At 42.9% G+C, this 21,311-nt stretch carries 8 protein-coding genes; 6 read left to right on the top strand and 2 right to left on the bottom strand.

What is annotated here, in order from left to right; genetic code table 11:
• Positions 1 to 87: 87 nt before the first annotated feature.
• Positions 88 to 3,180 (bottom strand): glycoside hydrolase family 2 TIM barrel-domain containing protein, encoded by a 3,093-nt coding sequence (locus GVO62_RS14765; protein WP_236547182.1) that lies wholly within the window; start codon positions 3,178 to 3,180, stop codon positions 88 to 90.
• A gap of 52 nt (positions 3,181 to 3,232) precedes the next feature.
• Positions 3,233 to 5,770 carry a heparin lyase I family protein gene (locus GVO62_RS14760; RefSeq protein ID WP_236547181.1) on the bottom strand — a complete coding sequence of 846 codons (2,538 nt, stop codon included), beginning with the start codon at positions 5,768 to 5,770 and terminating at the stop codon, positions 3,233 to 3,235.
• A gap of 246 nt (positions 5,771 to 6,016) precedes the next feature.
• Between GVO62_RS14760 and GVO62_RS14755 the strand changes: the two genes are divergently transcribed.
• The 6 genes from GVO62_RS14755 to GVO62_RS14730 all read left to right on the top strand — a co-directional run bounded on the left by GVO62_RS14755 (position 6,017) and on the right by GVO62_RS14730 (position 20,881).
• Positions 6,017 to 9,220: a glycosyl hydrolase gene (locus tag GVO62_RS14755; protein WP_236547180.1), complete on the top strand. Its 3,204-nt coding sequence runs from the start codon at positions 6,017 to 6,019 to the stop codon at positions 9,218 to 9,220.
• Positions 9,213 to 12,806, top strand: coding sequence for a glycosyl hydrolase (locus tag GVO62_RS14750; protein ID WP_159119880.1), 3,594 nt, complete (start codon positions 9,213 to 9,215; stop codon positions 12,804 to 12,806). The genes GVO62_RS14755 and GVO62_RS14750 overlap by 8 nt, the downstream gene beginning before the upstream one ends.
• A 97-nt stretch (positions 12,807 to 12,903) precedes the next feature.
• A complete protein-coding gene (locus GVO62_RS14745; RefSeq protein ID WP_236547179.1) occupies positions 12,904 to 14,331 on the top strand; it encodes a BNR-4 repeat-containing protein in 1,428 nt (475 codons plus the stop codon).
• 905 nt (positions 14,332 to 15,236) lie between these two features.
• Positions 15,237 to 17,255 (top strand): PAS domain S-box protein, encoded by a 2,019-nt coding sequence (locus tag GVO62_RS14740; RefSeq protein ID WP_159119878.1) that lies wholly within the window; start codon positions 15,237 to 15,239, stop codon positions 17,253 to 17,255.
• Between the two features lie 495 nt (positions 17,256 to 17,750).
• Positions 17,751 to 19,865, top strand: a complete 2,115-nt coding sequence (locus GVO62_RS14735; protein WP_159119877.1) for an EAL domain-containing response regulator — start codon at positions 17,751 to 17,753, stop codon at positions 19,863 to 19,865.
• Positions 19,866 to 19,912: 47 nt separating this feature from the next.
• On the top strand, positions 19,913 to 20,881 hold the full coding sequence (locus tag GVO62_RS14730; RefSeq protein ID WP_159119876.1) for a GGDEF domain-containing response regulator: 969 nt from the start codon (positions 19,913 to 19,915) through the stop codon (positions 20,879 to 20,881).
• Positions 20,882 to 21,311 lie beyond the last annotated feature (430 nt).

Genomic DNA, 21,311 nt, shown 5'->3' with positions numbered 1-21,311 from the left:
CACTAAAACATAGGTGGTGATAAATATTGTATCCCTTGTTGAAGGCTATAGACCACCAGAACAGTTTGTGATTGTATTGGAACACGTTTACTCAAGTGTAAATTGGTCGATGTTGGGGCCGCTTTCACCGACGGTCCTAAATTCTATATGGTTGGCACCTTTTACTAGCGTAAAGCTTACGGCTTGTTCGTCCCACTTACTGTCCCAACTCCCGGTAGGTTCAAATTCAACCATGGCCGCTTTCTTATCATTTACATAGATAGCAATAGGCCGTTTTGAGCTCTCGTCGTTGTGCGTGTAACGGAAAACAGCGGTGTATACGCCCTCAGCACCGTCGTTCTCGTGATACCAATACATTGTGCCTTCTTCGTCGTTAAATGTTCCATAAGCCCCTCCGTGGACTCCATGAGCGCCGCGCACTGCAGCGGCGCCTTGGCCATATTCTGCGTCTTCGCCCTGTAATGATAAGCCGCGACCTACCCACATATCGGCTGAGTTTTCATCGCCCCAGAAAAGGCCCACACCCTGTCCGAATTGTTGCTTCATTTGAAAGGCAAGTCGGCCATTGATAACCACATTCGCGTATACTGTGTCACCATCGTTAACTGCGAAAGGGGTCAGATAAGGTTTCATTTCTTCTTCATTGGGGGTGTTCACGCTATAGCGAACTTGAATTTGTTGAGACGCGATATTTGAAATTTCAGTGATAGCAATGGTTTGGACATCAATAGCCACCTTGTTCGAGAGCCTTAACGCTTCGTCACCCACGATAGCAGCTATAGTGACAAATTCGCGAGCATCAGGATAAGCAACTTCAACAAACGCGCGGTTTTTTCCCATAAATAAATGTCTGTAATTAGATTTAACACGATTGGTGTGTTCATAAGGAGAGCCGTTTTCAAGTGCTTTTACTTTTAATCCTCCACTAAAGTGATAATAGGTCTTATGACTCCCATAGGGGTAAAAGTTGTTATCCTTATCTACGGTTTCAGTAGTGATTACTTTCGCAGTATTGAATCCGTCCTCAGCGGTATAAGTGTCGATGCTGTGTCTCAGTCCAACAGGTGAGCCAGCGGTTTTAATTTCTTTCTCTAAGACCTTTTTACCGTTCTTATAACCCACTGCGCGTATTGAACCCGGCGTCCAGGGTACGAACCATTCTGCTTGCATCTCATCGGCTTGTTTTCCCGGTTTATCACGGCCAAGGGATTTACCATTTAGAAATAGCTCGACTTCATCGAGATTAGAATAAACCCATACTGGCACCAACGTACCTTCCTTCATCGTTGGATGTGTCCAACTAGGGAGAATATGAAGTGAAGGTTCATCTAGCCATTGGCTTCGATAAAAGTGGAAAAGGTCTTTCTTAAAGCCTGCCAAATCCAGCGCGCCACCCATAAAAGCAATGTAAGGCCAACCTCCGTGGGCTAACCCAGCTTCTCCATGGTAGTCGAATCCGGTCCAACGAAAGTGCCCCGCGTGGTGAGGCAAGTCACGTGCAAGCTCCCAGTTTTTACGCGCATTAATCCGAACTGTTGCGTTATCGTAAGATGAGTTAAGGTGCTGTTTTTGATTCGACCAGTCTTTGGGATCCTTCCAATCGTAAAAGAAAATTTCCTTCTCTGTGATATTAGGTAACTCGAACGTGTCTCCCTTAGGGCCGTCTCTCCACCATGTTTGAGTACGATAGTATCCACGAGTTTGCCACGTGTGAGGGGCTTCCGTTGATACGAAAGGGCGGTCAAACCGTCGTTCGAAGAAACTTTTGCTCTCAGACCCTCCGTTAATGCCTATTACATCTAATCCTTCTTTATTGGTAGAGCCAGAGGTAACAAGTCGAGTTGGGTCATGCTTTTTCACAGCAGCAGCAAGCTCAGTGACAATTTCACCGTGAGTCTCATTACCTACACTATAAATAATGATTGAAGGGTGATTTCTATTGCGTGTAACCCACTCGGTTAAGTCTTTCTCCCACCACTCATCGAAATGATATCGGCCGTAGTCGTGACGTGCTTTTTGTTTCCATCCGTCAAATACTTCATCCATCACCATTATGCCTAGTTCATCACAAAGCTCATAAAACATGGTGGGATAGGGGTTATGCCCGGTACGAATGGCGTTAACGCCCATTTCTTTTAGAAGGTTTAGTTTCCATCGTAGAAGCGGTTTTGTCCACGCGCCTCCAACAGGGCCACCCTCATAATGTTCGGCTACGCCCTGAATCTTTACATTTTTGCCGTTTATCCAAAAGCCGGTATCTGTTTTCCATGCGATATCACGAACGCCAAATTTCACGCTCTTTCGATCAATCTCAATGTTGTCTTTAACCAGCTTTAAGTCTAAATCGTATAAATATGCGTTATGGGGCATCCACATCTGTGCGTTTTCTAAATCAAAAGCAAACGAATAAGAGGCGTTTTCTCCCGTTATCTCAAGAGGCGTCTTCTGAGATAAAAGCTGTTTACCTTCTTGATCGTAAACTCGATACTGAATCGCGTAATTGTCACTGTCGCCAGGACGCGTATTTAACTGGAAGCGGGCCTCAACCTTTGTCTGTTCGCCCACTTTTGGTGTGCGGATAAATAGAGAGTTGTGTTTTATGTGAGTAGAATTCAATATGGCAAGCTTTACTGGGGCGAAAATACCCCCTGGGTGATACCAACGCGTGGAAGGCTGCAGTTCATTATCAACGCGGACGCTTATAACATTGTTTTCTTTTTTCAGATATTTACTTAATTCATACTGAAAACTGATGTAGCCGTATGGACGTTTACCTAAAAAATGGCCGTTTATCCACACCTCGCTGTTCATATAAACGCCTTCAAATTGAAGCCAAACCTGCTTATCTTTCCATGCATCGTCAAAGGCAAAATGCTTTCTGTACCACGCCGTGCCCCCACCATGATATCCGCCAGACTGGCCTTGGGAACCGGCTTCACTAACACCTTCTTCGTAGATGTAGTCGTGCGGTACCTCCACGGTAGTCCACCCGCTGTCATTGAACGTTGTTTTCTTATAAATATCATTGTCGCCCAAAGTGAACTTCCAGCCGTCATTGAAATTTATATATTGCCTAGTCGCACTTTCAGCACGAGCGCTGGCGGCCATCAGTGCGGCTAACATAAGTAGCGCGAACACAAGGTAACTATACATTTTTGTGGGGCGTGATATTGGCAACATCTTGAGTAATCCTTGCAGAAATCTAATATGTTCTTGTACGTTATTTTTTGGGCTATCTGGGTGCAACATCGTTGTACGATGCTTCACCTGAGTCAGTCATTCGTATTTCATCTAAATACAGGTAGTGGTCATTTTGCATACCACTAAGATCGCCGTTGAAATACATGCCCCACGATGGATAAATTCCTTTGTCGTCGTTATATCCAAATTGAATATTGTGTTTATCTAGTACCTTTTCTTCATCAACCCAAAGTTCTATAAAACCGTTTTTATTGTCTGAATAATCCACTTTTACATGTAAGACGAAATCTACCCACCGATCTAAATAGTCCGATTTTAATCCGGGTACTTCGAAATGCTCTGTGCCGTGGCCATTTCGAGTTGGACTTAGTTCATGTGGGTCCCATTTCCATGCGCCTCGCAGACCGTCTGGGGTTAGCGTTAAACTGAATGGTGGATTTCTAGAGTGTTCCTTCAGACGCTTATCTGCGCTTCCGTGTATTTGAAAAAATAGCCATGGATTAGGTTCGTCACGCGTTCCTTCGCTAGGAAAAAAAACACTAAAGCCATACCATGCCTCTGCGCCCGCTACTTTCTGTGTTTTAAACCCGTGAAACATCGCCTTGCGGTCAACATTGTCAATCTTTGTGTCGTCTCCATTGAAAGCCGCAGGATTATTATGGTCCCAAAACAGTTTAGCGGCATATTTCCCGCTTCTGACTATGCCTTCCTCAACAGAAAAGGCACGTTCGCTTTGTAGCTGATTAAACATGAAATTTTGCGGTGCTGCCTTTTTTAACCCAGGAGCAAAGCCTCGTGGGGATGCTGCATTCCAACCCTGATTTTCAAAAGATTCATAGGTAATATCCATATTACTTTCACCGGCACTTGGAGCTTGAAATTTGCCATCGTGCCATAGATAGAGCCGCTGAGATGCGCCCTTTCTTAAATTCAAAATGACACCGTGATGGTTGCCCTTTTCGTCTTTAATCGGGTCCATTTGCATACGCGTGTTTTCAAGCGAGAGATGCACCTGTTGAATAGTCCAGTTAGTCCCGTCTGTACTGGTAACTGAAGCGAAATTCATGGTGTTATTTTCATCACGATAAGTGACCACTGCCTCAAAACTATTATTCCGTTGTGCCAGTTGAACCAAATCTGTGACAGAGGATACCAGGGCACCCTCTTGGTTTTTAAGTGTGCGATTTGCGGTATCAGGCATTGGTAGGCTGTGTACCCATTGACCCTCTTTAAATGCGGTCATTCGCCACTCTCGATAGTCTTTTGTACGAGCTTCATAGGCAACAGCAGGCGCGCCACTGCTAAGTGAAAGGGGAGAAGTACCAAAAGGTGTTTCCTCTCTATTTGTTGAATCGAACGCCAGCATCTTGTCGTTCGCCACGTCAATTGTGACCGGAAGCTCAATGTTCTCGCCTTGCGCGTTATAGAATAGCCCGCTTGTTGTATCTAAACGCATGTAGTAGGCGTTGATACGGGCATAGGTTTCCTTATCGTGGACTTCTAAGAAGTTACATTCATGCCAGAGAAAGCTAATGGCTATCTCGGTATCTGAGATTTTAAGAGGGTTGATGTAAAATGTATCAACGTTAATAGGGTCGTCTGATTGCGGTGTTGGCCAAGTAATGATGACTGGCTCTTCAAATCGCTTTGAGCCTGCTGGCATTTTGTAATACACCCACGGGGACTTATGGGTTCCAGCCCGCGTAAATAGGTAGATATCGCCATTCCCCATTTTGTAGCTTTTCGTGTATGAGGCAAAAGGCGTTATATCATCTACGTATTCGAACTCGCTAATGTCATAGGGTTTTCTAGATACAACATGCAACATTCTGCCGCCAGCATGAGGTGTGTCGATAGAAAGCGGATTAAGCCCATCCTCTCGCTCTCCGCCATGCCCGCCATAAACTATGTGTAGATACCCTTGCGTATCCATTTCTATGGTTGGACGGCCGTGACTGTCTATTTTCCTCTCGCCTTTTGAAAGTGTGCTGTCAGCGGCTTTAATTGGTCCTTGCCATTGATGCGATTCAAGGTTATAGGCGGCAACATAGGGGTCGGTAAGATGGCCTTGGTATGTAATGAATACGGTATCTCCATCAACATAGTGCCAACCCCGGTGGGGATTACCCTGCAAGTTATCAGTGAAATAGCCAGTGGGCAACTCATTGTCTTTTTTAAGCACAGTAAGCTTAGAGCCCAGCCCTTCTTCTGGTATTGAGTAAATATCTTCGAAAGCTTTACCTTCTCTGTAATCGTCATAGATAGGTTGGTAGTCAGGGTATTGACCATACATATATTGGTCTATGCGCCAGCGCCAGTAATCAACGCTTTCAGGATCTGATGGGTCAACCTGAGCTGCTAGCGCTTCGAACACGTTATCTGTTTGAGAGTATCGTTCTATCAATATCTCGCGCTGAGAGTAAAAATTGCTTCCCTCGGCTATGCCCATTTCTTCACTATCAGGTTTGCAAGCTGAACCCAGAATACCCACTGTGAGCACTATGGAAAGGGCGCGACTAACTTGTGTCTGAAACTGTTTACTAAAAAAAGACTCTGCCGTGTTATTCATCGTGTCATCATTCTCATTACTTATAGAGCCGCTAATAGATTAAGAATTTACCCTTCTTTTAAACCGTATCTATGTCGTGTATATTCAGTCATATGTAATCATGATGTTACAAAAATAATCAATATGAATCAAAACTTAATTAATAAATTGTTAGTGTGTACTAGGTTTTTTCTCCCGAACATGTTCTTAGTCAGCGTTTTTTTTTCGATTAGTGCATTCGGCGACACACTGTCGTCTGATGCGTTTATGCAACCTAATAATGATTATCTGCCCAAAACGTGGATGCACGCCATGAATGGTAATTTGACAAAAGAAGGCTTTTCTGAGGATTTCAAAGCACTCGAAGAAGCCGGCATCGGTGGTGCAATATTTTTTCACGTACATCGACGTAACTGGCCTTACTCTTCTCGTGGGCCAGTTAGATTCGGTACTGAAGAGTTTTATGATCACCTTGTCCACGCCGCGGCACAGGCAGATAAGTACAATATTGAGTTCGGCATTCATAACGCTGACGGATGGACATCAAGTGGTGGACCATGGGTTACGCCAGAGCAGTCAATGAAGCGGGTAACGTGGTCTGAGCAGTCTGTTTCTGGCGGAAATAGACATTTACCTTTGAAACCAGGTTTCGCAGAAGGGCTTTATAAAGATATTGCAGTAATTGCTATTCCCCAAGATGAGTATTCCAGTCACAATTTATTTTCGACCGGAAGAATAAGCTCATCAGATTCGACATTAAATGCTGAAGTTTTGTCAGACAGAGACTGGGATACAGAATTTATTTTCGAGAAAAATGAAAACGATGAATATTGGGTGCAAGTTGAGCTTGATGATGTTGCTACGTTGAGAAGTTTGCAAATAGAAACACCAGACCGGCATGGGGACGCCGCACTACTTATTTCAAATGACGGTATTAACTTTGAAACAGTGGTTGAAAACCTACGTCGGCCCAGAACCGGTGCGAGAATGTGGGCGTTTAGTCCGCAACTTGTTAATGAAAGCCAAGATGGATTTACAGCCAAATATTTCAGAATTTCATTTACCAAACCTATCACAATAAAGCGTTTTGATCTGTGGTCAGTACCAAGGATAAATGATTGGTTATCCATGAATTCCATGGAGCGTGGGAAGCTGAGTATGACGCCGACTATCGCAGAAGCCGCCATAGTCGCATCAAGAGATATTCAAGTTCTACATCGTGGAGTTATGCCCCCAGAGGGAATAGCAATACCCGACGGAGACTGGCGAATTTTACGATTTGGTTATACCAGCACAGGTGCCTTTAATGTCCCTGCGACAATTGAGGGCGAGGGATTAGAAATCGACAAGTTCGACGCGAATGCACTGGAGCATCACTTTGATAATTACGTAGGTAAGCTGGTCAAAAAGGTGAATGAGCAAGGCATAAAGTCACTGAAAACCACAGAAATAGACAGTTATGAAGTCGGAGGCCAGAACTGGACAAGAGGAATAGAAAAAAGCTTTAAAGATAAATTTGGGTATGACTTTATTCCATGGTTACCCTTACTTACAGGGCGGGTTATCGAATCGCCCGCTCACACGGGTGCTGTGCTTCAAGAGTTTCGGCAGCATCTTTCTGATTTAATGGTAGAAAACTATTTTGGCGAATTCACCAAGCTTTCGAATAAACATGGCCTCGAATCTTATATAGAGCCTTACGGCTGGGGACCTTTCGACGAGTTAGCAGCAGGTGGAAAGGCAGATCGGTTAATGGGAGAGTTTTGGGTAAGAGATCAACAGTACAACGGCAGAGTGATGGCGGCTATTTCGTCAGCACACGTCTATGGAAAGAAAGTAGTTTCAGCAGAATCCTTTACCTCAATAAGAACGGTCAATTGGTACGGCCATCCCTATTTTTATAAACACTACGGCGATGAAATGTGGGCTAGGGGCATTAATGAAACTATGTTTCACCGTTTTGCTCATCAACCCAATAATCATGTAAAACCAGGCATGACAATGGACTCCATTGGCTCCCATATAGATAGAACACAAACGTGGTGGAGTAATGGTGGTACTGAATGGTTTAAATATTTAGCTAGGGGGTCTTACTTGCTGCAGCAAGGTGTCCCAGATGCTGATTTTCTTGTGCATTTGGGAGATATAGCTCCTCTACGCGTGGGTAACGCAAACAATACATCAGTACCAGATGGATTTGGGTACGATTATGTCAATACAGACGTTCTAATTAACCGAATACAAGTAGAAAATGGTCACTTAGTGTTACCGGAGGGCACGCGATATAGAGCATTACATCTTTACAAAACTCAGTACTTACACCTAAAGACGCTACGTAAAATAAAAGAGTTGGTGTCAGATGGCGCCACTGTTATTGGCGATAGGCCCGAAAAAGTCATTGGTTTCAGTGAGTGGCCGGAAAAACACGAGTTTGACACAATTGTTGATGAACTATGGGGCAAGCCTTCTTCAGATGATCGTAAGGTATTGCACTACGGGAAAGGCACAATAAGTACTTACGATCTCGAAGAAACAATAAAAGTATTGGGTTATGAGCCCGATCTGTTTATCGATGGCAAGCCTTCGCATGCATTTGCACATCGCCGAATAGATAACAACGATCTCTATTATTTTTATAATGACGAACCATCATTTAAGCCTGTTGAAATAGATATTAGAGAAGGTGATGGCGTACCAGAAATTTGGCATGCTGATGATGGAACTATAGAGAAAATAACAGATTTTGTTCGCAATGAAACGCGTCTTGTGACAACAATCCCACTGGAACCTTTTGGATCGCGTTTCGTTTTGATAAGAAGAGATGACGAACAACCACCTTACGACGGTTCAAGGAATCAACTGCTAGTCGATACTTATGCAAATAAGCATAACATATTGAGCAAGTTTGACTCCCCTTGGGAAGTTCATTTTGATCAGAAATGGGCTGGTCCAGGTGATGTCCGTTTCGAAAATCTCATTGATTGGACGACGAGTGATGTATCGGGCATTAAACATTATTCCGGTAAGGCGGTGTACAAAAATACACTTGTTATCGATGAAGCGTTTATAAATCAATCGCAGCCCCTCTACCTTAGCCTTGGAGACGTTCAGCAAATTGCTGAGGTTTCTTTAAACGGTAAGTCTATCGCCACGCTGTGGAAGCCCCCCTTCGTTCTAAATATTCAAGATTATGTAAAAGCGGGACACAATGAACTTGAAGTGAGCATCACAAACACGTGGGTTAATCGTTTAATAGGTGATGAAGCGCTTCCAGACACCAGCGGCTATTCAATGACGGGAGATACGGTTCCGTGGATTACTGAAAATACTCCCCCTCCGCCTAGTGAACGCGTTACTTTTACAGGGTATAACTTTTTTGAAAAGCAGCCTAAGAATCTTCAGCCCTCAGGGCTTATAGGCCCTGTGACCCTCTACACCATTCAAAAAGCAAGTAGACCAGAGCATGATTAGATTTATTTTTAAGTCTGCTAATCTGCTCTTGGTAACTCTAGCTTTGGGAACACCTCTGCTAGCTTGTGCACACAAAACCCAGACTGAAACAAAGTCGATTCACATACCCGATGCGCCCATGCCTGAAGAGTTCTACGATGCTGATGCCAAGGAGTTAGCTCAGAATTTTATGAGCCCTCCTGATGCAGTTAAGCCATGGGTATATTGGTATTGGGTAAATGATCACATAACCAAAAGTGGTATTGAAAACGACTTAGCCGCGATGCAAAAAGCGGGAATTGGTACTGCGTTAATCGGCATTATCCATCTAAATCCAAGCAATGGAAAATATGGAAAAACCAGAGCATTGAGCGATGTGTGGTGGGAGCATCTTTATTTCGCTATCGAAAAAGCCGCTGAGTACAATATTGATGTTGGGATCTTTAATTCACCGGGCTGGAGTCAGTCTGGAGGGCCTTGGGTAGCCCCCGAAAAATCGATGCGTTATCTAGACAGCAACGAATATCAGTTTAGTGACATAAGTAACAAACCGCTTGAGTTAACTACTCCTGAAGGGTTTCACCAGACAGTAAGTTTAATAGCATTTAAGACGCCACAAGCTGAACTCATGTCGCACAAGGGAAAGGGTTTTCTAGCAACAGCGGCGACTTTATCTTCAGAAGAGAGAAGTATACCTACTGATGTATCAGTGCTTGTTGATGATGATTTGAGTTCATCCTGGTCATTTCCCCAACATGCGCTAGACAAGTACAGCAGACTGCAAATAGATATAAGTCATGAAAAACGTCAGGTTGTAACGTCGCTTTTAATTTATCCAGAACACGCCTTTTCAGCTGAAGTTGACTTACAGTACATGAATAGAAACGGCGAATTCGAGACACTCTCGACGTTCTCGATGCAGCGACCACCATCCAGGCCGGAGCTTGGACCTGAACACGATGCGCCAATAGCTGTTTCTTTTGCAGAAGTAGAATCAACAGAGTTTCGGATTTTAATTAGTAATATAAAGCGCGGAAGAGGCCCTGCTGAGCTGTCTCCGGGTTTGAAAGAGATAAAGCTAAGCGGTCAGTATACGTTAGAACGCTTTGTTGAAAAAAAGCTAGCTAAGGTTCATCCAACGCCTCAGCCCAAACATGATAGCTATGTATGGGAAAAGCCGGTGCCTAATCAGAATGCAGAATTGACCATTAAAGCCGGTGACGTAATTGACGTTACAAAGCTCTTTGACGGTAAAAAGCTTAACTGGGAGGCGCCCGAGGGTAATTGGACAATTGTTCACTACTTTATGCGTCCCACGGGGGCGACAAACGGACCTTCGAGTCATTCAGCAAGAGGCCCTGAAGTAGACAAGCTCAATAAGCAACTTGCGCAGCACCATTTCGATGCTTACGTTGGAAAAATACTAAGTGCTTTGCCACCCGAAAAGCGAATTGCGCTCAAGTATGTCGTGGTTGATAGTTACGAAAAAGGGGCGCAAAACTGGACAGATGATTTCAAGCATCAGTTTAAGCATCAATATGGCTACGATCCAACCCCGTTTTTACCTGTTTACACTGGAAGAATTGTTAACAGCGCTGATCAGAGCGAGAGATTTTTATGGGATGTCAGACGCTTAGTTGCTGATAAGGTGGCGCATGCTTATGCTGCGGGCTTGAGAGAACGGGCGCACGAGCATGGCTTGAAATTATGGCTGGAGAATTATGGACACTGGGGTTTTCCCGGCGAATTCCTGCAATACGGTGGGCAAGCCGATATTGTGAGTGGCGAGTTTTGGGCTTCTGGCAATCTGGGCGCTATAGAACTTAAAGCCGCTTCGTCAGCCGCTCACATTTACGGGCATAGAACGGTCATGTCTGAGTCCTTTACCTCTGGAAGAAGTGAATCGTTTAAAAACCACCCATGGAGTTTTAAAAAACGAGGCGATTGGTCGTTTGTCGAAGGTGTAAACCACACGCTTTTGCATGTCTACATTCAGCAAGCATACGAGGATAAAAGACCGGGCGTGAACGCATGGTTTGGTTCGGAATTTAATCGAAACAATACTTGGTTTAGCTACATGGGAAGCTGGCTAGACTATGTTAAACGTTCAAATTATATGTTGCAGCAAGGCCAGTATGTTGCAGATATCCTGTATTTTATTGGTGAAGATGCACCGAAAATGACTGGTGCCATTGGGCCAGAAGTTCCATCCGGTTATAGCTATGATTTCATCAACGCTGAAATTATTCTAAACAAGCTCAGCGTTGAAAATGGCCAGTTCGAGTTACCTAACGGTAGTGTTTATAAGCTGCTAGTACTTCCTGACGTAAGCACTATACGCCCTGAGTTGTTGAAGAAAATTTCAGAGCTCGTTAAAGCTGGAGGCAGCATATACGGACCTAAACCCAGCAGTTCACCAAGTCTAGAGAGTTTTCCGCATGCTGATACTGAAGTGCAGCACTATTCAAATCTATTGTGGCAGGATATAAACGGCGTAGATATCACGCACAGACAATATGGTTTGGGTAATGTCTTCTACCAAAATTCTCAGCAGACTGAATTTAAGCAAATCTTAGCAAAGATAGGTTCTCCGCCAGATGTGGGGAATTTACCCGATACCGTGATTTGGAGCCATCGACGTAGTAAAACCCACGATATTTACTTTGTGGCGAATCAATCGGACGAGCCACAAAAGATTTCTCCAAGTTTCCGCTTGCATAACCCAAATGTGACCCCTCAACTATGGGATCCAATAACGGGTGAAATTGTGAAGATTGCACGGTACACATCCGGGGAGCATAAAATAACAGTACCCTTGTTCCTTCAGGGGCTAGGTTCAGCGTTTATCGTTTTTGAAAAAGAAAAAAGTACAGAGCGCCAGAGCAGTATCAACAATAAAAATGTAAGCAGCGTTCAGTCAAAAATCTCTTTTGACATGGATGACAGTGTTCCAGCATCTGTATGGGTAGACAGCACTATCGACGCCGATGGCGCGCTTATTTTTACATCGCCTAAAAACGGCAAATACGAAGTAACACTTTCAGATGGCTCAGTCAAAGACGTGTCAATAAGCTCGATACCCTCTGCTTTAGTGGTCAAAGGCCCATGGAATGTGTATTTTGAAGATGAGCGAGATGTTGATACATCGCTAGTGCTAGAGCGCTTAACCTCGCTGACAGAACTCTCACCAACTGCGCTACAGCATTATTCTGGTGAAGTTATCTATCAAACTACGATAACCATGAATAGCGAACAATTGCATGAAGATTTACGTTGGTTTATCGATTTGGGCGAGGTAGGGGTAATAGCGCGGTTGTTCGTTAATGGCCAAAGTTTCGCAGAGCTATGGAGTAGGCCTCTCACCACCGATATTACCAAAGCGCTGCGTGTAGGCGACAACGAAATAAAAGTCGAGGTTGCAACAACCTGGTTAAACAGGCTTGTAGGTGACTTAACGTTTCCCGAGGCGTTCCCTGACTCAATTAAACCTAAAGCATTCAATACCCAAATCACATTTGAAACCCGGTTAACCGAGACAACAGAGCTTCAGCGCTCAGGGTTAATTGGACCAGTGCTGCTAAAACCAATAAAGAGGGTCAAGCTGTAAAATGAGAATAGCTAGTTTTATATGCATCATAAGTATCTTACTTTTTCTTCAAGGGTGTCTTTCTACGCGTGAGGATAAATCAGCCCCTAGCCAAACTATGTTTTTAGAAAAAGAAGTGAAAATCACCGATAGCGCCTTATTTTTTGACGGCAAAAAAATGGGCAACGTGCACCGATCTTTGGAGACAGAGAACAATCGAGACGGAGGATATAACTACCAGTATGGCTCGGCGATATCCCCACATGGCGATGCCATCAAAACATATAAGCACTACGTCTTTATGACGTGGTACAAAGGCGGAAAGTACAACCGGCACATGATGTTATCGCGCCTAAACCTTAAAAATGGTCAACTCAAGCATATAGAGTTTCCTCATAGGCACACAGGTCTGGTCGGTCGGTGGTGGATTGGTGAAACACACAACACCATTGCTGTTGGAATAAGTCCTAGAGATGAGTCTATTCATTTAGTGTTTGATGTGCATGCTTATAGCAAGCACTCAGATACAGGCGGTAACGGTAGTTTTGAGAAAGACTATTTTCGATACTCATACAGTGTGCCAGGCGCAGCATCTGTGCAAGACGATGCGTTCAGTCTTGACCTATTTGTAAAGGACTCGAGTGTTCATAGTGAAGGTGATAGTGACTATAACCACATATCGATGACGGGAGAAGAAGACCACGCTGCATTCTCCAAACTTACTTACCCAAAGTTTTTTCAAAATGGTCAAGGTGACTTGTTTTTCTATATCAGGCAGGGGACTTCGCATGACGGGAAAGGTATTTTCAATCGATACATAGGTAATGGTATTTGGTCACCGTTTAAGAGCATAAACAAGCTTAACGTCAAAGAGGATGGATTACCCTACACGTGGAGCAACTACGGAAACATGAAGTTTGCTAATAATACGTTAGGGTTTGCCTTTCAACGACGACTAAATAATAAGGAAGACAAGTTTCGCTATCAAAATGGCGTCTACTTTATGTATTCAGACAATCCACTGGGTTTATCTGACTGGAAAAATTACAAAGGCGAACCCATTCAACTTCCATTAATTGATGCATCTCCCGCTTTAGTTGTTGAAACCGGAGATTGGGTTAAAACACAGAAAAAAGACAGCGTACACATTGTGGGTGGTTTCGATTGGACCATCACAGATAAAGGAGACGTTCACATCATTAGCCGCGTTCAAGACAAAGAAAATAAAACTGTAGTCAATCTTCATCATTATAAGCCAGTTGGTTCCAAAGAATTTATTACGTCTGAAGATTTTGTTGGCGCCAACAATATTTACACGTCAGGAGACAACATTTACATCATTGGCTTGGAAAACGGACAGCCCTTCATTGAACAGGCTAAAGGCGGAACGAATGGTTTTACGAGGGTGTATAGCGGTATTAAGCGTTCAGCTAAATTTTCAAAAGGCGTCGTTTATATATCAGAAGGTAAGTTGTTTTACTATCTTCTCGCCGAGGGAAGTGGTGATAAACGCACCACCTATCTTCAGGTGATAAATCTGCAGTAACACAAAGCCCCTGATGATGCTAATAAAATTGCGAATGATCCGAATTACTCAGATGTTAAGAGTAAGCTATATAAATTACTAACAACGTCTATGAGAGAACTCGAGTGCCAAACTAAGTAAAAATAATACTAGTGTCCGTGACGCGAAAACAGCCTAAAGCTCGCACAAACCTTGTATTGAGGAAAGGTTGGTATCGATAGAAAATCTATACAATCGAAATGTATTTTATATAGAGCGCTAAGCGCAATATAGTAGGTCGAGCAACATCGATTTGTATCTTGGGCAAATGAAAGTGGCTCTAGTTGTAGAAAAGCGTAACAAAACAACTAAAAAGATTGTTTTGTTACGTGAATCAGTCTCAACTTGATCTGCCAGATTCAAATGATTGAACTCAAGTCCAATAGCTGCCGTTCAAATATTAATATTTAAACGGCAGAAACGCGCGTATTCCGGTCGTTTAGGGTTATCTATTACGCATTAGATAGATTGAAAGTATCTCGAATTCACAAAATTAGCCGTAAAAGATTCAGCCGTTTTCCTTCCCGAAACTAGCTGTTGAAAACTGCTTGTTTACAGAGCATTGGATGCAAAAATACCTCTTGCATCGAATAGTACTTTTTTGTTTTATCTCTAGAGGTTGCTGAGTGTGAGTCAATGCTGCCAACAGAAACTAAATAACTATCAATCTAAATGTTTCACTTTTAGTTTTATATTGCGTTGACTAAGAAGCTTAGCTTTTTATGGTTCTTTGCCTAAGTGGTATATAGAAGCAGTACGTCGAATATCCCGTACAATCGATAAATGCAATTGGGCTTTCGAAAATAGTAAGTTGATTAATTGCATTTACTTTATGGGCAAGTACACTAAATTGTACGACTACAGATGTTTGAAGGATTGTGCGGTTAATGGATAGCTACAGTGAGGGTTCGATTGAACAAGAGAATGCAGCTCTAAAGCTTGAGTTATCTAGCCTGAAACGTGAACGAGATAAGTACAAAACGCTTTTTGACACTTCAGCTGACGCACTTTCAATCATAGACTTAGCTACTGGAAAGTTTATTGAGTGCAATGCTTCCGCACTTGCGATGCATGGTGTTGATAGTGAGCAAGACTTTTTAGCGGTCAGTCCTGCCGATTTATCACCTGAATTTCAGCCATGTGGAACGCGCTCTACTGAGCTTGCCAATACCTACATTTCCAAAACGGTCACAGAAGGCCCCCAGTTGTTTCGTTGGGTGCACTCAAAGCTAGATGGGGCAACGTTTCAATGTTTAGTATCACTTAGCGCGTTTGAAGTGCCGGGAACCACACTTGTATTAGCAATAGGTCGCGATATTTCAGATATCATTCAATCGAAAGAAGCAGTGGCGAAAGCAAATATCGAAATAGAAAAATATGAGTCCGCTATTCAACTCCAGAAAGAAAGGTTTAGAGCGTTTGTAGAGCAGGCTCCTGTTGGAATTGCAATTAACCGACTTACTGATGGCGCATTTTTGTCAGTCAACAGGGAGTTTACTGAGTTTTCTGGGTACAGACTAGATGAAATAAACAAGCTCAGTTATTGGGAGCTGACGCCATCGAAATACGAAAAAGAGGAGGCGAAACAACTTTCACTTTTAGATTCTATTGGCCGCTATGGGCCTTACAAAAAAGAATATATTCATAAAGATGGACATTGCTATCCCGTATTACTCTCTGGCGTAAAAATCATAGACGAAAAAGGTGTCCCCCTAATTTGGTCTGTTATTCAAGATATCACTGAACAGGAGGAGGCAGAACAGGCACTCCGTGAGGCCAAAGTGCAAGCTGACAATGCTAATAAAGCCAAAAGTATCTTTCTGTCTAACATGAGCCACGAAATAAGAACGCCAATGAATGGCGTACTTGGTATGCTTCAGATATTAGAACGAGAGCCACTTTCTGATAGGCCTAAAAAACTCGTTTCAACAGCAGTTTACTCAGCCAAAACATTACTACGCATTTTGAACGATATTTTAGATTACACAAAAATTGAATCCCATTCGCTAAGTCTAGAATCAACAGAGTTTTCTATCGAAAAGACAATCGAATCAATTTTGTCGAATGAACTTCCTAATGCTTTTGAGAAAGGTATCAAGGTGAGTGTTGATTATCAATCCACGATGCCAATCTATTGGTTTGGTGATGCTGTTCGTGTTCGCCAAATTTTTATGAACCTTACCTCCAACGCAATTAAGTTTACAAGACAAGGTAGTGTAGATATTCAGTTGAAAGCAGAGCAGCGCAAAGGAAAGCACGGACTTGTCTTCACTATTGTCGACTCTGGTATTGGTATGGGTAAGCGTGCATTAGCCACCTTATTTGACCGGTTCACGCAAGCGGACATTTCTACAACTAGGGAGTTTGGAGGTACCGGGCTGGGTATGTCAATAACTCACGAATTAGTGGAATTGATGGGGGGCCGCATCAATGTTGTAAGCGAAGAGAATAAGGGAACAAAGTTTGTGGTATCTCTCCCCCTTCTTCCTTCTACTAACACTCTCGATTCAACCCCAGAATCATCAGGACAGGTAGCGCCAAACTTGAGTGGCCGCACTATTTTGATCGCTGAAGATAACGAGATAAACCAAGAAGTAGTTAAGTCGATACTGGCAGACACGAACGCCACACTGCTTGTCGTATCAAACGGCCAATTCGCTGTAGAAGCGTACGAACAGTATCAACCTGATATCGTCTTTATGGACATAAATATGCCTATTATGGATGGCAAAAAGGCCTGTCAATTTATAAAGCAGCGTTATGGACGCGCGCGCATTATTGCACTAACCGCCAATGTTATGGAGCAGGACGTGCAGGACTACCAAAAAATAGGCTTCGAAGGTCACTTAGGAAAACCTATTGAGGTTTGTGCCCTTTATTCTCTTTTAGAGAATTGTTTTCCATAACGCCCTTTTATCTTTCTGTTTTAGACAATTCATTAATCACTGCTAACGAGTTACATCCTGCAACGATCCCCGTTGGGTTTGGTGAGCTCAAAAAAACGCTCACCGAAAATCGTAAGCAACTAGCCAAAAGTATAGGGTGTGCTACGCTTGTCGCGCTGCAAGGCAGTAAAGATGCCTTTATGGCCCGCATTGTTGATGTGCGGGCTTTTTTTAAAAAAGCTTTTTGACTATGCACTCTTTTATTGCGCTCCTACGGAGTAACGTAAACCTAAAGTGCTTAGCTGTAAATCGTCATGGTCTAAGTTTGCGACTTCCAATTTAATCCAAAATTGCAATATTAATAGAATCAGAGCTCGACAATACTTTTGTCTAATAGATGTAAATCTTGTAATACTGCTAATTTAATTGAACAAAGCATTCACGGCGTTAGGTTTTATTTACTATTTCTAGGGCTGCGTTGATGGGCACGATGAAACGTTTTTAGGGATATAGCGCATGTCGTCAAATTGCAATAATAGAGCAATGATTCTTGCCGTCGATGACGAAGCTATTCAGCTTGAGGTTATCAAAGGTGCGCTGAATGCCCATTATCAGGTCATAACGACCACTTCACCTCAACAAGCCTTAGTATTGGCAGAGCAATATACGCCTGACATTGTTTTGCTAGATATCGATATGCCAGAAATCAACGGATTTGATTTATGTAGATTGCTCCAAAAAATCCCCGCATTACTTTCGACGAGTTTTGTTTTTATAACCTCTCACCATGATGCTGAGATAGAAGTAGAAGCACTTGAACTCGGTGCGGTAGACTTCATTACCAAGCCCATCCACACCAATGTGTGCCTAATGCGCATTAAGAACCAAATGGTCATAAGGCAACAAGCTGAATCGGTCAAAGAAGCGCTAAATCAAACCCATGCTGAGAAAACACACTTACAAACAATATTACGCTCAATTGGTGATGGCGTTGTTGCCACTGATATAAATAAAAAAATAACGTTCATTAATCCAGTTGCCCAGCGACTTACCGGCTTTCTCGCCTCTGAGGCGATAGGTAATGCAATAACAGATATTCTTAAATTAAATTATTCGAGTAACTCGTCTACGGCCCTTGCACCATTAGATATCGCTATGTCTCAAAAGCGCGTGATTACGATGTCTCTCGATATCGAACTTTGCAGTCGCTCGGGTAAACAATATCAAATTGAGCTGACCGCGAGTCCGCTATTTGACATTGAGAATGTTAACCTCATTGGTGGGGTGCTAGCGTTTCAAAATATTAGTGATGTCGTCGCCATGGCAAATCAGATGACTCATCTTGCAAACCATGACCATCTGACAGGGCTCCCAAATCGAGTCTCCCTTAATAATCAATTGAAGCAAGAAGTTGCGCGCGCTCGGCATACTAACCACCTTGTGGCAGTACTTATGTTTGATATTGACAACTTCAAATACCTTAACGACACCATCGGACATAACAAAGGTGACGAGGTTATTAAGACGGTCGCTAACCGTTTACAAATGGTATGTAATGACACCACTATAATCTCGCGTGTTGGAGGTGACGAATTTGTTGTACTCCTAGTTGATTGTGCAGGTCACGACCAAATCAATAAAATCGCCTCTCAAATATTTGAAGAGATAAGCAAACCTTTCGATGTATTAGAAGAGCGCTATCGCTTAACAATGAGTATGGGAATTAGTATTTATCCTAGCGACGCTAATACAGCAGACGACCTAATACGACATGCGGATACCGCTATGTTCAAGGTGAAAAGTGAAGGGCGCAATGCGCATGCCTTTTATAACGAAACCCTTTCTGATGAGCTTAGAGAGCGCGTCAATATTGAAAAGCTTCTTCATCAGCGCCTAGATGAAAACGCATTAATCATTCACTATCAACCTAAATACTCATTAACAACAGGTGCTATCAGCGGCGTTGAGGCACTTGTTCGAATGTTAGGGCATGAAGAACAGTTGATACCGCCAGATCAATTTATTTCAGTTGCTGAAAAATCAAACTTGATACAATTATTAGGCGAGCAAGTACTCACGAAGAGTTGTTTGCAAGTGAAAAAGTGGTTAGATGGCGGCGTGAAAATGGGTGTTGCCGTTAATATCGGCGCATCTCAATTCAATGCGCCGGGCTTTGTAGCGCTGATTGCGAACACCCTTCAAAAATGCGACATACCCCCTCATTTACTCGAACTTGAAATTACAGAGTCAGCGCTCTTACAGAACGTAGTTAATGCAAACAAAACGATTTCTGCACTTCAGTCACTGGGCGTTACAGTGGCGTTAGATGACTTCGGCACTGGTTACTCGAGCTTGTCCTACTTAAGAAGTTTCAATTTTGATTTGTTGAAAATTGACAAAGCGTTTATAAGAGACATTTGCGAAAACAAGCAAGCATTTAGCATTTTTACGGCAATCAAAAACATGGCAAAGTCGCTTAACTTACGATTAGTGTGCGAAGGAATTGAAACAATACAACAACAGCAAATGCTTAAAGCGTTAAAGTGTGAACAAGGGCAGGGTTACTTGTTTTGTAGACCGCTCCCACCAGTCGACCTCGAAGCTAGCTTTCCTGAAGTGTTTAGCTCATAGTATGTGAAAAGCCGCTCGCTATTTCAACAATTCCCAACGGTAGCCGTATGATAAAAACATTGATTTCGCAACATGCTGCATTTGATGAAAGCGATATGAAACGGTGTCGCGTTCTGATTGTGGATGATGATGAAATAAGTGCTCTAGTAGTGTCGACCATGCTAGCAAAAACAGCAATCACCGAATTTTTGTGCAAGAGTACCCTTGTACTGGAGAAGTGTGTTTCGATGCAGCCGGACCTAATTCTTCTTGACGTGAATATGCCAGTGAAAAATGGTCTGGAAGTCTGCAAAGAGCTTAAAGCCTCACCTGCCACGGAAGACATTCCCGTTATGTTCATGACCGGAAACGTAGAGCACAGCGCTCAGGAAGCGTGTTGGAAAGCAGGCGCAACAGACTTTATTGTTAAACCAATACTTGCCATGACGTTGGTGCACCGTGTTAGAAATATTCTGATGAACGGTCTAAGGATGAAGTTTTTAAGCCAAGTGTCATTTCGCGATCAACTTACAGGCTTATGTAACCGTCATTATCTAAATACCGAAGTCAACGCTGCATTAAAAAGCGCCGCTAGAAGTGGCAAGCCTTTTAGCGTAATTGTTATAGATATCGATCTTTTTAAGAGCTATAACGACACCTATGGCCATTTAGCAGGCGATACTTGCTTAGTAGCCGTAGCTAAAGCGATAAAAAGTTCAGTGCAACGTCCGAGTGATATCGTGATCCGATTTGGTGGAGAAGAATTTGTTGTCGCCTTGCCAGATACTGACGTCCGTGGAGTAAAACTTGTTGCAAGCCGTATCTTAGAAAACGTTGAAGCACTGCACATAGAAAATCTAAGCAGCCCAGGCAAAAGAGTGACGGTTAGTGCCGGTTACGCTGGAGTCAGTACAAGGCAATTAACTACTCTAGACAGTATTATTAACCAAGCTGATTTAGCATTATTCGAAGCCAAACAAGCTGGTAGAAATACATTGAGAGGCTTTGACGACTATAGTTTGCATCTAGATGAATAAATACATCTGAACCAATGCTCAGAATCCTTTCGATTAGCATAGCAAAACTCTTGCCGCCTTTAAGATGTACCGCTTTTTTTTAAAAACCATACAAAAAGTGAAGAATTCGGGCTTGTCGGATTAATTTAACTGGGCTCAACTTTATTAGTGACGATGCCTAAGAATGATGAATATCATTTTTGCAACTCTTGCGAACGAAGCAGAAGTAGCTAGTCAATAATCTGTTCATTCGCAACTTGTCTGAAACGGACCAGCGCATTGGTTGTGGTCAAGGTCCGCTTAAGGCTCAAAGCGGCTATTAAATTCGTGATGAACCAACGACAGCAATACGTACAGGCTGTGTGAAAACTATTGATCACCTTTTGGTCTAAGTACTTACTTAATATGAGCAATCGGTCTTAAGTATCGATCCTCAATTAAGGTGATAATC

The sequence above is a fragment of the Alteromonas sp. KUL150 genome (assembly GCF_009811475.1).
Lineage (GTDB): Bacteria > Pseudomonadota > Gammaproteobacteria > Enterobacterales > Alteromonadaceae > Alteromonas > Alteromonas gracilis.
Note: the sequence above shows the minus strand (reverse complement) of the source record. Positions and strands in the feature narration are given on the sequence as shown.

Bases quoted from the DNA above. Each gene is read 5' to 3' on its own strand.
- GVO62_RS14765 (WP_236547182.1), bottom strand. From the start codon at position 3,180: ATGTTGCCAATATCACGCCCCACAAAAATGTATAGTTACCTTGTGTTC.
- GVO62_RS14760 (WP_236547181.1), bottom strand. From the start codon at position 5,770: ATGAATAACACGGCAGAGTCTTTTTTTAGTAAACAGTTTCAGACACAA.
- GVO62_RS14755 (WP_236547180.1), top strand. From the start codon at position 6,017: ATGCAACCTAATAATGATTATCTGCCCAAAACGTGGATGCACGCCATG.
- GVO62_RS14750 (WP_159119880.1), top strand. From the start codon at position 9,213: ATGATTAGATTTATTTTTAAGTCTGCTAATCTGCTCTTGGTAACTCTA.
- GVO62_RS14745 (WP_236547179.1), top strand. From the start codon at position 12,904: ATGTTTTTAGAAAAAGAAGTGAAAATCACCGATAGCGCCTTATTTTTT.
- GVO62_RS14740 (WP_159119878.1), top strand. From the start codon at position 15,237: ATGGATAGCTACAGTGAGGGTTCGATTGAACAAGAGAATGCAGCTCTA.
- GVO62_RS14735 (WP_159119877.1), top strand. From the start codon at position 17,751: ATGTCGTCAAATTGCAATAATAGAGCAATGATTCTTGCCGTCGATGAC.
- GVO62_RS14730 (WP_159119876.1), top strand. From the start codon at position 19,913: ATGATAAAAACATTGATTTCGCAACATGCTGCATTTGATGAAAGCGAT.